This is a genomic window from Shouchella xiaoxiensis (genome assembly GCF_016907895.1).
In the GTDB taxonomy this organism is placed as follows: domain Bacteria; phylum Bacillota; class Bacilli; order Bacillales; family Bacillaceae_D; genus Shouchella; species Shouchella xiaoxiensis.
Genome location: NZ_JAFBCV010000001.1, coordinates 457,972 through 471,776 on the forward strand (window position 1 = coordinate 457,972; position 13,805 = coordinate 471,776).

At 41.6% G+C, this 13,805-nt stretch carries 12 protein-coding genes; 7 read left to right on the top strand and 5 right to left on the bottom strand.

The genetic code is table 11. From position 1 onward, the window contains the following. Positions 1–39: 39 nt before the first annotated feature. The 4 genes from JOC54_RS02365 (at position 40) to JOC54_RS02380 (ending at position 4,685) form a co-directional block, all read left to right on the top strand. Positions 40–909 (top strand): aminoglycoside 6-adenylyltransferase, encoded by an 870-nt coding sequence (locus JOC54_RS02365; protein ID WP_204464172.1) that lies wholly within the window; start codon positions 40–42, stop codon positions 907–909. A gap of 124 nt (positions 910–1,033) precedes the next feature. After that, positions 1,034–1,753, top strand: coding sequence for an ABC transporter ATP-binding protein (locus tag JOC54_RS02370; RefSeq protein WP_035417795.1), 720 nt, complete (start codon positions 1,034–1,036; stop codon positions 1,751–1,753). Further along, positions 1,722–4,169 carry an ABC transporter permease gene (locus JOC54_RS02375; protein WP_204464173.1) on the top strand — a complete coding sequence of 816 codons (2,448 nt, stop codon included), beginning with the start codon at positions 1,722–1,724 and terminating at the stop codon, positions 4,167–4,169. The genes JOC54_RS02370 and JOC54_RS02375 overlap by 32 nt, the downstream gene beginning before the upstream one ends. A 6-nt stretch (positions 4,170–4,175) precedes the next feature. Continuing rightward, entirely contained in the window at positions 4,176–4,685 is a 510-nt protein-coding gene (locus tag JOC54_RS02380; protein WP_204464174.1) for a PadR family transcriptional regulator, read from the top strand. 33 nt (positions 4,686–4,718) lie between these two features. On the opposite strand, the gene JOC54_RS02385 is transcribed toward JOC54_RS02380, so the two are convergent. From JOC54_RS02385 to JOC54_RS02405, 5 genes are all read right to left on the bottom strand, one after another. Continuing rightward, positions 4,719–5,672, bottom strand: coding sequence for a class F sortase (locus tag JOC54_RS02385; protein WP_204464175.1), 954 nt, complete (start codon positions 5,670–5,672; stop codon positions 4,719–4,721). A 104-nt stretch (positions 5,673–5,776) separates the two neighbouring features. Then, positions 5,777–7,126, bottom strand: a complete 1,350-nt coding sequence (locus tag JOC54_RS02390; RefSeq protein WP_035417669.1) for a hypothetical protein — start codon at positions 7,124–7,126, stop codon at positions 5,777–5,779. Between the two features lie 129 nt (positions 7,127–7,255). Further along, positions 7,256–8,062: an anti-sigma factor gene (locus JOC54_RS02395; RefSeq protein WP_204464176.1), complete on the bottom strand. Its 807-nt coding sequence runs from the start codon at positions 8,060–8,062 to the stop codon at positions 7,256–7,258. Then, positions 8,055–8,621, bottom strand: coding sequence for an RNA polymerase sigma factor (locus tag JOC54_RS02400; protein WP_035417672.1), 567 nt, complete (start codon positions 8,619–8,621; stop codon positions 8,055–8,057). Before JOC54_RS02400 ends, JOC54_RS02395 begins: the two co-directional genes overlap by 8 nt. A gap of 325 nt (positions 8,622–8,946) precedes the next feature. Continuing rightward, the gene (locus tag JOC54_RS02405; RefSeq protein ID WP_204464178.1) at positions 8,947–9,846 is read right to left on the bottom strand and encodes a 3-hydroxyacyl-CoA dehydrogenase; all 900 of its coding nucleotides are present in this window, start codon (positions 9,844–9,846) and stop codon (positions 8,947–8,949) included. 187 nt (positions 9,847–10,033) lie between these two features. Between JOC54_RS02405 and JOC54_RS02410 the strand changes: the two genes are divergently transcribed. The 3 genes from JOC54_RS02410 (at position 10,034) to JOC54_RS02420 (ending at position 13,720) form a co-directional block, all read left to right on the top strand. Beyond that, positions 10,034–10,840: a Cof-type HAD-IIB family hydrolase gene (locus tag JOC54_RS02410; protein WP_204464179.1), complete on the top strand. Its 807-nt coding sequence runs from the start codon at positions 10,034–10,036 to the stop codon at positions 10,838–10,840. Continuing rightward, positions 10,821–12,293, top strand: coding sequence for a protein adenylyltransferase SelO (locus JOC54_RS02415; protein WP_204464180.1), 1,473 nt, complete (start codon positions 10,821–10,823; stop codon positions 12,291–12,293). The genes JOC54_RS02410 and JOC54_RS02415 overlap by 20 nt, the downstream gene beginning before the upstream one ends. Positions 12,294–12,538: 245 nt before the next feature. Beyond that, entirely contained in the window at positions 12,539–13,720 is a 1,182-nt protein-coding gene (locus JOC54_RS02420; protein ID WP_204464181.1) for an MFS transporter, read from the top strand. Positions 13,721–13,805 lie beyond the last annotated feature (85 nt).

Below are 13,805 nucleotides of genomic sequence, written 5' to 3' on the forward strand. Positions count from 1 at the left end.
TATGTATACTGAGTATAAACATAAGAAAGGGTGGTTGTTGTGCGTAGTGAAGTAGAAATGATGAAGTTGATTCGAGAAACAGCTGAGCAAGATGAGCGTGTTCGCGCTGTCTATATGAATGGATCAAGGACAAATTCGCTTGCACCAAAAGATGAATACCAAGATTATGATGTTGTTTACGTTGTAACTGAGGTTTCTTCATTCTTGAACGATCGAGCTTGGATTGATCGGTTTGGTAAACGGGTGATGATGCAGGAGCCGGACTTACTTGATTATGAGAGAGGGATGGAGGTTGATTTAACGAAATCCTATATTTATTTAATGTTGTTTAAGGATGGCAATCGCTTGGATCTACGCTTACAGACGATTGAAGCGATGCAAGAGACATACGGAGATGAGTCTTTAACCATTCCGATAATTGATAAAGACGAGCTGTTTCCAATGATTCCTAAAGCAACCGATCGCGACTATCATGTTCCAAAACCTTTAGAAGCGGACTTCACTTGCTGTGTAAACAATTTCTGGTGGTGCTTGCAAAATGTCGCAAAAGGGCTTGCCCGCAATGAACACGCCTATGCAAACGGAATGTTTGAGGGCGTGGTTAGAGTTGATTTAAATCAGATGGTCGATTGGTGGATTGGCTGTCAGTATGATTTCGGTGTATCAACAGGAAAATACGGAAAGTATACGCCGCTTTATTTGCCGGAATCGCTTCAAAAACAGTACGAAAAAACCTATGCTACTGGCAATTCGACAGAAATGTGGAAGGCCATCTATCAGGCGATTCAATTGTTTCGTCAGCTTGCCCAAGAGGTGGCGGAGCAACTCGATTTTACTTATGAGATAGAAGATGATCGGAACATGACCTCATACTTAAAGTCAGTTCAATTGAAAACCGGTTCGTTCTAAGCCTCGTCTCTAGATGAGGCTTTTTATATATTTAGTATATAAATTGTTGCGTAATTATGAAAGATCGATTACTATAAAAGACGTTGGTATATATACTAAGTATATAAAAAGGTTGGTGTCTGAATTGATAAAGATAAAAGAGTTAAAGAAATCATTTAAACAAGGAAAAGATGAAACGGACGTGTTAAAAGGAATTGATTTAGAAATAAAAGAAGGTGAATTTGTTGCAATTATGGGACCGAGCGGATCAGGTAAAAGCACGCTGCTTCAATTACTTGGTGGTCTTGATTCACCTACTTCAGGGGAAATAACGATTGCCAGTAATCCGATTCATACATTCAATGAAAAGCAGCGAACGCTTTTCAGACGAAGAAAGATTGGATTTGTTTTTCAGAATTATCAATTGCTGTCTCATCTCTCTGTTGAAGAAAACATTGCCTTTCCTTTGCATGCAGATGGTCCTGTAACAAAAGAAAAAGAAGAACGAGTTGGAGAGTTAATTCGTTTAGTTGGTCTTGAAGGAGAGGCATCGAGACAAGCCAATCTCTTAAGTGGCGGACAACAGCAACGAGTAGCGATTGCCCGGGCTTTAGCTAATCACCCGCAAGTTCTCTTAGCGGATGAACCAACCGGAAATTTGGACCGGGCGAGAGCAGAGGAAATTTTACAGCTTTTAGCATCCTTTCACCGTCGCAAAGGACAGACGATCGTGATGGTTACGCATGATTTATTTGCAGCTGGTTTTGCGGATCGTATCCTCTTGTTTAAAGACGGAATGATCGATCAACAAGTTGCGAGAAGGGATGAGAAATATGCTGAGCAGCTGGCGAATTTCATGGCGTAATAGCATTAGAAATAAAAAGAGGCTTGTATTTTCTTGTTTGGCAATCATACTTGGAACGGCTTTCGTAACAACTATGCTTATTGCTGATCGGACGACCAAGGATGTGTTTACATACTATGAAGAGATGTATGTAGGAAACGCTGACTACTGGCTCTTAAGCGATGAGTACGCATATTCCGATGAAATGGCCGTCAATTTAGCCGAATATGAAGAAGTAAATGACATACTGCTAGCGCTTGATAAGCAAACGTTTCTAGAGTTTGATGGTGATTACACCACCAGCCAACGTTCCGTCCGCATTACGGGCGTAAGTGACCAAGCAAGCCCTCTATTAAAGCTGCCAATCATTAAAGGTGAGCTTGATAACGAGGGTTTAGTTATTACAAACGACGTTGCCTCTCTACTGGACGTTACAATAGGAGACAGCTTAGCATTTGCGGGAATGGGTGAGTTGCCAATCGCGGCAATTGTTGAATTTACACAGCTACTTTCCAGTCCGACTTCTTGGGAACGAGCGGAATCAGCTAGTTTCCGGGTAATGGCACCGCTTGATTGGCTGCAAGAAAATACGGGTCAGACAGAAGAATTGTCTTACATACGCTTCAATGTAAGGGGCGAAGATGACAGGTTTGTTGATCAGTTACAAACGGATTTAGAGGGAACTGAGGCATACCTTTTACCGGTAGTGGCAGATGATCTACAAAACAATGACATTAGCGGACTGTATACATTCTTTTATTTAATTGCATTTCTAGCTATCTTTATTAGCGGCTTTATTGTGTTTAACATGATTTATACGAGCGTAATTGAGCGAAAGAAAGAGTTTTCTATTATGAAGAGTCTTGGTTATCTACAAGGTTCTATCTCGAAATTGGTTTTTATAGAAGTTGGTTTTATAGCGGTAGTTGGAACAGTCATAGGGGTTCCACTTGGAATCTGGCTTGGTGATTTGTTTATGCTGACGCTGCTAAATGTGTTTGAATTTGATATGGTCTATACGCTCAATTGGGTCTTCCCAGCTTTAATAGCTACAGGATTTGGTTTCGTGTTTCCGATTTTGTTCTCGCTGTTTCCCATTTATTTAGCTGGGAAAACATCGATTATGGAATTGCTAAAAGGAACAAGTGCAGAGGGCAGGCAAAAAAAACAGCGACGCGTTCGTTTGATTCTGGCAATTGTTTTCATAGCCGTTGGTTTGTTTGATTCAATCTATGCAATGATGGCTTTATTAGTTGGGCTAGTGCTCCTCTTCCCTTATTTCTTAGCTGTTTTTACAATCATTTTTAAGCCGATTAGTAAGCGGTTGTTTAAGCATCCAGGCTTAATGGCACACGTTCATGTGGCACAACAGCTTAATCGTAATGGCAACACAGCGTCTATTTTAGCAGTGGGTGTTGCTGTGGTGCTGCTTCTTAGCGCTGCCATGCAGGGGGCACCTGAAGGTTATGATAAGCAAATACGTGCCCATTTTGGCGGCGATATGCGCGTAACATCGGAATCACCATGGACTGAGGCAGACCGTGAGGAAATTGCAGCAATTGCAGGCGTTTCATCGAGTCTGTTTTTGCGTGAAGCAGAGCCGATTACGTGGAAGACAGCTGAAGGAGTAGAAAGAGAGTTTTCAGTAATGGGTATTAGTGAGGATGGTCCAGCTCTCTTTGATGAAGCAGACCAAATAATGACGAGTGGTTCAACTATTGTGCTAGGAGAACGCGCTTTTGTAGAGTGGGGAGGTGAGCAAGGCGACCTAATTGATATGTACACGCCAAATGGCTTGCAGTCGTTTGAAGTGACCGATGTGGTCAGCACGTCGCACTACTCTGGTTATGTTGCGTTTATGGAAGAATCCGCGCTTCAGGCTCAATTCGGGTGGGAGAATGCATTCGACTTGCTTCTCACAGTTGAAGATCAGGAAACGGCTGAACAGGTGAGAACACAATTGTGGAACGAGTATTCCAATCTTAGTTCGGTCACACTGGTAGAAGAAGAGGTTGATTCGACTACGTCTGCTTTCGAAGGGATGAATGAATTACTGATGCTACTGTTGATTCTAATCATCGCCCTTGCAAGCATTGGAACGGCGAATACGTTAATGATGAATACAATGGAGAGAAGCTCTGAAATTGGCACAATGCGGGCAATTGGATTTACAAAAAATCAAGTGAAGCGAATGGTTCTATTGGAAGGCGCTTTGATTGGCTTGGCTGGAGTGTCAGGCGGGGTCATTGCTGGAATGATTCTCCTTTATCAATTAAGTCACTCAGCCTTAATGGAAGGTTTTATTCGCTTCCATATTCCGCTTGATCTTGTTATGCTAACAGTAATTACAGGGGTAGTATTAAGCCTTGTCGCATCATGGCTTGCAAGCAAGATGGCAAGTCAGATTGAGTTGCAACAATCATTAAAAGAGGGATGATTCGATTTGTCCGTAAAATATGGAATAATGACGTTACTGTGTAAACAGCTGCGCCATGGATATGAACTAAAGCTAGAACTTGATCGACTGTTAGGTTTGAAAGGAAAAATCAACCCGGGCCAGATATACACAACGATTGACCGTCTTATTCGGGATGGATTGGTTTCAGCAGAGGAACAGGATGAACAAGAGCGGAAGAAATATAGGTTGACCGCTCATGGGCGCCAGGCTTTAGAAGAATGGTTGCTTGAAACGGTTCCTTATCATGAAATGAAGGAAGATTTCTTCTTCAAATGGAATTGTGCACGGGACATTGGCTATGATAAAGAACAGGAAATGTTGAATCAACAAAAAAGGGCAATTCTAACAGAAGTAATGGACTTAACTCAGCAAAAGACCGATCATTTAATTAATGGGGAAGAAACGGAATACCTTCTCATTAGTGGTAAGTTGCTTCATCTTGAAGCTGATTTAAACTGGATGGCTCAAGTCGAAAATCGGAGTAAATCCAAATAAAAAAGATGTGGCGTATTCGCCACATCTTTTTTGTCATTCATCATTTTCCTCTTCGTCGTCTTCTGTCAGAGTAGCACCTTCAGATTCCATTCCAAAATAATCAACGGTCTTAATCAGGTATTCTTTTTCCTTGTCTTCGATTAGAACGGTTTTGCGCTCGGTTTGAGCAACGCTCGCTAAATGAATTTCTTCGCCTTCTTCGTCAAGCTCATAAATACGATAGCCTGCGATATATTCATCTCGAACGGCGTGCCAAGAGAGCAAATCTCCTTGAATAGCTACTTGACTCGGTGCAGATGGAATTTTTTCCTCGTCTGGTTCTTGGACAAGTTTGGAATAGACAACAAGTCGTTCATCATGGTTGCGTGTATCTGGATTATAGATCCCTGTACAGGTAATTAAATTCAATCGTTGTTCATCCGTCCGACCGAATATCTCGGAAAGGGGAGCATCGTCAAATGGATAGCTTTCGATTCGATCAACTTCAAAGATGAGCTCCTCGCCAGATTCATCATAAACAAAAATTTGGTCACCAATCTCGACTTCTGTTAATGTCGCGAAAACAGCAGGACCTTCAAGATCATCAACATGACCAGCAAGAACAGAGTTTCCTGATCCACCAGGCATTGTACCTGGTTCGTACCAGCCGACTTCTTCTCCGTTATCAGGAACGCCCATTTGTCCGTTTTCAAGCTGACCGACTTCAATGACAGGGGCATCAACTTCTAGAGACGGAACGACTAATCGTGACGGGTTTAATTCAACTGTTTCTGATTGCTCTTGAATCGCCTCATCAATATCGGCTTGAGCTAAAGAAAACTCATCTGCTAGCGTCTGTTCTTTATCTGGTTCCGTTTCAGAATTGATTTGTTCAACCGCAGGTGAGCCAGATGTTGAAGGCGACTCATTTGTTTCTGCATTAGGCGTACCGCAACCAACTAATCCTATTCCTGCCACAATGAGAGCCATTTTTTGATACAACTTCATCACGTACTCACCTCCGTTTAGTATGTAAAGAGAGAAGAAAAACTTCTCCCTGTCTTCAAAAGAAAAAGAGGGGAGTTCCCTCTTTTCAATTATATCATCCTACCTTATGCGTTTGAACGCATTTTACGTACTCCGAAGTAGCCACCAAATGCAACAGCTGCTCCAGCTAGTAACCAAGCATACCATTGTAGTGTAGGACCTTGGTTGCTCATGCCACCCATACCTGTTTGAGGCATGTCAGGCATTCCAGCTTCATCTTCGAACATTTCAGGGTTTTGCTCAACAATGGCTCCAGCTAAACCTGAACCGATATCAAACGTAAAGGCATAACCTTCTCTGAACTTCTCAAATGAACCTTCGTAATCTCCGTCAATATAACGGTCAAACGTTGTAAGAACTTGCTCTTCGTGCATGTTTACCAATTCAGTTGCAGCGTCAGCAGGTAAGATTCCTTCAGTAGCAGTTCCAAGGAATGCACCAAACTCGTCAGCAAATGTGCTGAAGCTAGCTAACGCTTCTTCTTTTGCAGCGTCATCTTCATTTTTAACGGCGTTCACATAATCGCTTTGAGCGAGGATGTGGTTACCTTGCCAGATCATTTCGAATTGTTCAGCGCCTTCGTCACCATAAACAGATCCGATTGTTGCTTTTAAATCAGCTGTGTTTTCATCTTCTGCCCAGCTAACAAAGTCAAAGTCAGGGGCATCTTTGAATTCTTTGGCCATCCCAAGTGTAGCAAGAGCGAAGTGTTCCGCAACTAAATTGCTTGCGTCAGCGCGTAAGTCTCCAGCTGCTGTATTTGGGTCTGTACCGTCAAACGTATCAGGTGATTGAGCGACGATTGCGCCAGATAAAGCTGCACTAATATCAAACATGTGTGAAAGACCTTCACGGTATGTCATGTAGACTGTTTCGTAATCGCCAGCAACATAAGCATCAAATGCTTTTTCTACTTGCTCTTCATGTATGTCTAATACTTCTATTGCTGCTCCAGCTGGTAGTTCGCCTTCAGTTGCTGCTTCAAGAAATTCGCCAAGTTCAACATAGAATGCATCAAGCATTTCGGACGCTTCTTGTTGAGCGGCCTCGTCACCGTCTTTCACTGCTTGAACATAGTCAGCAGTAAACTGGTTATGACCAGAGAAGATACGATTAAATTCTTCAGCGCCTTCATCACCGTAAATTGAAGCGATTGCTGGTTTCATATCAGCTGCGTTTTGCTCAAGTGCTGCTTGTGCTGCTTCAGCGCCTTCATCACCATCAAATTGCTTTTGCATTGATACAACTGCTAGAACAAAGTGTTCTGATAAAAGATGGTCAAGCGTCCCTCTTAATTCAACTGCTGGTGTTTCAACTGGAGAAACATTTTCCTCAGCTTGTGCCGGTTGTGCGAATGATGGAGCGATTAACGCTGCACCAATTAATGGGATAAGTACTTTGTTTAACTTTTTCATTTTAAAACACTCCTTTGTTTGTGTTGGTTACATTGAGCTAACGCAGCCCAATTCGAAATGGATCACTATTTGTTAAAAAAAATAAAAAAAGATCAAGTAGTGTCGTTCACTACTTGATCTTTTACCGTTTTAAAGTTGCTCGCTTAAGACAATATCGCCTTTTGGTGTCTCGCTTGTTGCATCTGGTTCTAACGTAATGGCAATCGTATCAAATGGAATTGATGCGTCTATCGTAAAGGTAGACATTCCGTTTCCATCCTCAGACGGAGTAAATGTTCCTGCGCGGTAAACGTCCTCACCACTGATTAGCCATACTTGATAGACTTCGGTTTGTGCAGGCTGAGCTAAGTCTTGCGCTTGAACAACAAGTTCTTGCTGGTTTTCTTTATTTACAATCGAAGCTGTTGCTTGATAACCAACATTCTCGCTTGGCTGCAAGTTCAAGCTTCGTACAAGTGAATCAACTGTAAATGGATTCTCTTCTGGAGGTTCCGTATCAATTGGTGGTGGTGCTGCCTCATCTCCAAGTTGAGATACGGTATAAACATTTCCAATTAAAGAGAAGAACAAAGCAGCTGCCAAAACAGGTAGCATCCAGTTCTTTCTTTTTCGCTTCGTTGGAGCTGCTGTGTTCACAGGATGAACTGATTTTTCTCTAGCTGCCGCTTCATTTATTGAATGGATTTTTTTCGCTTCAGCAGCTTTTTCATTAGGTTGAGTTTGGGCGAAGGCCGCAGTAAGCACACGTTCCTTCATTTCAGAAGGAGGTTCGATTGGGTCGGCACCAAAGCCTAAGTCTGCAGTAAGTTGATTGATCTCTTCTAATTCTGCCTGACATTCCGAACATGAAGCAAGATGCGTTTCAAATGCCTGCTTTTCATCTTCAGTTAGTTGGTCGTTAATATAATCAATCAAAAAATCACACTGTTTACTCATGAGCCACCCCTCCATTCCGTTCAGATGTTTGCATTTGTTCTCGTAGGTGTTTTAAAGCCAATCGAATACGCCCTTTAACTGTTCCTAATGGGATGTCACATTGATCGGATATTTTTTGCTGTGACATTCCTTTAAAATAGAAAAGTTCGATCACTTGGCGCTGATCAGGGCCAAGTTTGTTCATCGCTGCTTGTATAACTTCTTTCTTTTCTTTCCATTCAACTTGATCCTCTACACTAGGATCCGTATCAGCGATCGTATCCCGCTCTTGCATATCAGAAGGAATTTCTTTTCGCTTTCGAATCGTATCAATAACGGTGTTCCTAGTTGTGGTGAGCAACCAACTTGAAAACTTGCCCTTGGATTCGTCGTAATGGCTTTTTTGCGTCCAAATTTTTATAAATACTTCTTGGACGATCTCTTCAGCCTGTTGCTTATCCTCGAGCATCTTATAACTAAACGAATAAAGAAGCTTAACGTAGCGGTCATATAACTCTTCTAGAGCTTGTTTGTCGCCACTTTTCATACTCGAATAGAGTTTCGCATCCAGTTCAGACATAATAATCTCCTTTTCAACGATCTCGATTTGTAAAATTGTAAAATCGGAAAGCTCAGTCTTGTATGATTTTACAATCTATTGTCGAGAAATGCCAAGAAAACAACTGAAAAGAATGATTGATCTATTTACCTAACGTATGAAAAGAACAAATGGATGCCTCAATCCGTAAAAAAGTTTTAAAAAACATAAATATGGGTAAATGTAAAGTTTTAACCATTATAGTATCTTAATTTTAACAAGCTTTTTACGATGATGAAAGCAAACAGCGCTTAAATACATCATTTTCTGCTTTATTGAAAAAACACGGCGCCATCGCGCCGTGTTTTTAGCTTTTTAAGAAATCGTCTTGCAAGAATGCAGGATTAGGGTATTTGTAAAACCCTTCGCCTGATTCGCGTCCTAGTTTTCCTTTATCAACATAATTCTCTTTCAAGTAGGCTGCTAGCTGTTTGTACTTTTCATCACCAGTTGCCTCACCTTTGCCGTAAGAGATATTATAGGCAGTTCGCACACCAACGACATCTAGAATTGCAAAAGGTCCTCTAGGCGCACCTGTCGCAATCATCCACGTTTTATCAATTGTTTCTGGATCAGAAACCTCTTTAACAAGCAGTGCTTGTGCCGCTTCTAAGAAAGGAACAAGTAAACTGTTTAAAATATAGCCTGGTTGTTCTTTGTAAATGGGTAGTGGAACCATGCCAATTTGTTTAGAGAATTCAAGAAGAGCATTAAAAACACTTTCTTCTGTTCCTTCGTGGCGCATGACTTCTGCTGTATTGCTTTTCCAAATCTCGTTGGCGAAATGCAAAGCGATGAACTTGCTAGGTCTGCCTGTTGCGTCAGCGAACTGGCTTGGTAAAAAGGTTGAGGAATTTGTAGCAAAAATCGTTTTTTCAGGTGCTGCTTCGCCCAGCTTCTTGTAGAAATCGGTTTTAATATCAACCACTTCAGGAACGGCTTCAATGACTAAATCTGCAGATTCTACCGCTTTGTTTAAGTCGCTGTAAAACGACATGCGCGCAAACGCGTCATTGACTTCTTGGTCGCTTGCATCTAAATTTTCTTTGTAACGTTCTTTAAGCTTTGTTACTCGTTCTTTAGCTTTTTCAAGCGCTTCATCGTTTAGATCATACACGGAAACAGAGAAGCCTTTGAATGCGGTTTGATAGACGATTTGACTTCCTAATACACCACTACCTGCTACAGTGATATTTTTGAATGACATGGTCATACTCCTTTATTATGGATTTATAATATCTATTATGGACTGCGGATTGGAAAATGAAAAGAAATTTGCTTGAGGTAACTAGTTTGTCCTATTCATCCAAAAACTTGTAGTAGCTAAACAGATTTGGTCGATAAATTGGTACTAATACGTTAAAATGAGGAAAAGATTTAGGGGAGAAACGATAATGAACCAAATCAAAATTGCTTTTTTTGATGTAGATGGAACGTTATTAAGTGAGAAAACAAATCAACTGTCAGAAAAGACAAAAGAAGCAGTTGCTGCGTTAAAAGCAAATGGAATTATAGTCGTTGCAGCTACAGGTCGTCCATTATCATTGTGTACAGAACTACAGGAAATTGGCATTGAGTCTTTTATAACGGCAAATGGGGGATACGCGGTCGACAGAGGTCAAGTCATTCATCAAACCATCCTTGATGCAGAAGTCGTCAAAAGCATTAGTGATTATGCAGAAAAGGCTGGTCATGGTTTATCCTATATGACTGAATCATTTTATGTGAATGGTATACAGAACGAAACATTTGCGAAAACGCTTCATGAAACGTTATCGTTAACGGATTATCCTCCCTTAGGAGAGGCAATGGATAAGCAGTCGATTTATTTACTATGTTTGTATGGCAATAAAGAGATGGTTCAACCTTATATCGAACACTTTCCACAGTTAACGTTTAGCCGTTGGCATGATCAAGTGGTAAATGTGTTACAAGAAGATGTCTCTAAATCAGTTGCGATAAAGAAAATGTTAGGGCACTTTGGAATCGATCGCGTAAATGCGATTGCTTTTGGCGACGGTGGGAACGATATTGATATGATTGACTATGTTGGCTTCGGAGTAGCTATGGGCAATGGAAATTCGGCCCTAAAAGCGAAAGCGCAGTTTGTTACAAAGAAAGCGAGTGAGGACGGTGTATCTTACGCGCTTCAACAACTAGGACTGATTAGGAGTGATCAAAATGCCACATCAGCAGGGTGAATCTGAGATAGGCTGGAACATTGACGCAAGCTACAAACAACTCCCAGAAGCGTTTTACAGCTTGCAAAGGCCTAATCTTGTTCAATCACCTCAATTAAAACTATTTAATCACCCCCTTGCAGAAACCTTGGGCTTTGATCCAGCTGTTTTTGCGGAAAATGGGTTGTCCTATCTTGCAGGGAACCAAGTTCCATACGGTGAAAAAGGATTAGCGCAAGCCTATGCGGGGCATCAATTCGGTCATTTTACGATGCTTGGCGACGGACGGGCATTGCTACTAGGGGAGCAAATGACAAAGAACGGAGAACGGTATGATATTCAGTTAAAAGGGTCCGGAAAAACATCTTTTTCTCGTGGCGGTGATGGACGTGCCGCACTTGGACCAATGTTGCGGGAATATCTGATTAGTGAAGCGATGCATGGACTTGGTATCCCAACAACAAGAAGCTTAGCCGTAGTGACGACCGGTGAAAACGTTTACCGAAAAACGACCTTGCCAGGGGCCGTTTTAACGAGAGTAGCGAAGAGTCATTTACGAGTCGGCACGTTCCAATATGCAGCAGCAAAAGGAAACGTTAGTGAATTAAAAGCACTAGCTGACTATGCGATTAATCGTCATCCACTAGCTCACAAGGAATATGAGAATCAGTACTTGAGCTTTCTTTATGAAGTAATTGAAAGGCAGGCAAAGCTTGTTGCAAGCTGGCAATTGGTCGGTTTTGTGCACGGCGTCATGAATACAGATAATATGACAATTAGTGGGGAAACGATTGATTATGGTCCATGTGCGTTTATTGATCACTATGATCCGGCGACGGTTTTCAGTTCAATTGATCAGCAAGGTCGGTATGCATATGGAAACCAACCTTATATGGCTAACTGGAATCTTGCCCGTTTTGCCGAAGCACTCGTGCCTCTTTTAGATCCTGAAAAAGAAAAGGCAGTTGGTCTTGCTCAAGAAGCAATTGAATCGTTTAAAAATCTTTATCTACGCCATTGGTTCTCTGGCATGAAGAAAAAGCTTGGCTTAGTGGGAGTGGCTGAGGGAGATGAAGCATTAATTGAGGAGTTGCTTGCTTTGATGGAGCAAGAAAAGGTCGATTTCACCAATGCGTTTCGAGCTCTGACATTTATGCGTGAAGATGAGACGCTCTTTGGACGAAATCCGAATTTTATTCAGTGGAAGGAGAAGTGGCTTTCCCGAACTCGATTTCAAGCTGAATCAAAAGAAGAAGTTCAGGAGCTGATGAAATTACACAATCCGGCGATTATCCCACGAAATCACCTTGTAGAAGAAGCGTTGGAAGCGGCAGTTAAAGCAGACGATTACAGGCCTTTAGAAAAGTTGCTTGAGGTCTTGGCCGACCCTTACGCCCATTCAACCGCGCAAGAAGCGTATACGATGGGACCAGACCAGCATTCAAATGGGTACGTCACGTACTGCGGTACGTAAAAGATAGAGCTATAAGACGCTAGCTGGAGGCTGTTGAGAAATCTTTTCTCAACAGCTTATTTTGTTTTTCTGCCCTCCATCTGCATGTATTGCTGCTGTCGTTTTGTATTTTGAAGAAAAAAACCTTGCAGTATCCTTAGGGAAGGCGCATACTTACTTAGTAAAGTTTCTTTAATAAATTGATGAAATCAAAGAGAAGGCCATTTTAATTTAGAACAATGTATAAGGATATAGGGGATTAATAAATGAGAAAACTAATATGGATGGCCTGCCTTGCATATCTTTTGACGGGCTTTGGTCACATCATCATCGGTTCTGTGCTCGAACCAATGATTGAGCATTACGGGCTTAGCTATAGCGACGGCGGTCAATTAATTATGAATCAATTTCTAGGCTTTCTTGGAGGGGTTTTGCTTGCTCCAATTATCCTAAGAAAGATTGGTAGAAGAGCAACCATTCTTATCGCGCTATTTTTGTTTGCAAGCTCACAGCTGGCTCTGTATCTGCTCATTCCATGGAATATTCTCCTCGCAGTCATTCCATTAGGTGGAGCTGGATTTGGTATCATTGAAACCGTTCTTGCAGGTCTAATTATCGGCAAGCTTAGAGAGAAAAAAGCATCCATCATGGTGTTAACAGAAGTCTTTTTTGGCGTAGGTGCTCTAACGGTTCCCGTTTTATCCGCTATCTTTATCGCAACCGGGAATTGGAACGCGATCTTCATTGTCGTGGGATCTTTTGTCTTTCTATGCTTTTTACTTTGGTTATTCCTGCGTTTCAACGAGTTTGAACCATTATTAAAAAAAGAAGCAGTAAACAAGCATGATGAGGACGGAAAAACGTTAAAGCTGCGTTACCCGAAACCTACAGCGCCGCTTATTGTTTTAGGTTCACTCTTTTTCTTTTTGTATGTTGGTGCAGAAATGACGTTTCCAAACTATTTGCCATCAATCATGGCAATGACGTCTGACTTGTCTGAAGCAGCCATGGCTTTAAGCATCACCGTTTTCTGGGGGGCGATGACGCTAGGACGTTTTATTATCATTTTCATTGTTGATAGAATTGGAATTGCGAAGCTGTTCTTCATTTCCGTCACAGGTCAAGTGATTACGCTAGGGTTATTTGCCCTTTCATCAAATTTAGTCATCAGTTTTATCGTTATTTTTATCGCAGGTCTATTAATGGGCGGGATCTTTTCACTTGGTTTACTTGTAATAAATGAAGGCATTCCTGGGCTTGAAGATCGGACAACAAGTTTATTGATTGCGATGGGTGGACTTGGTGGAGCACTACTGCCGCGTTTTGCCGGAAGTTTACTTGATCAATATACGGTTGACGTTACCTTGTGGACGTTGTTTGGGTTGGCAGGATGCATGTTTGTCCTAATGCTGCTCATCTTTCGTTTTCGGAAACGGCTTTTTATATAAATCAATCTGAATATGAAAACCCAACGGTTCTCTAGAAATCGTTGGGTTTCTTGCTTATAAATTGATAAAATAAATTGATAAAGGA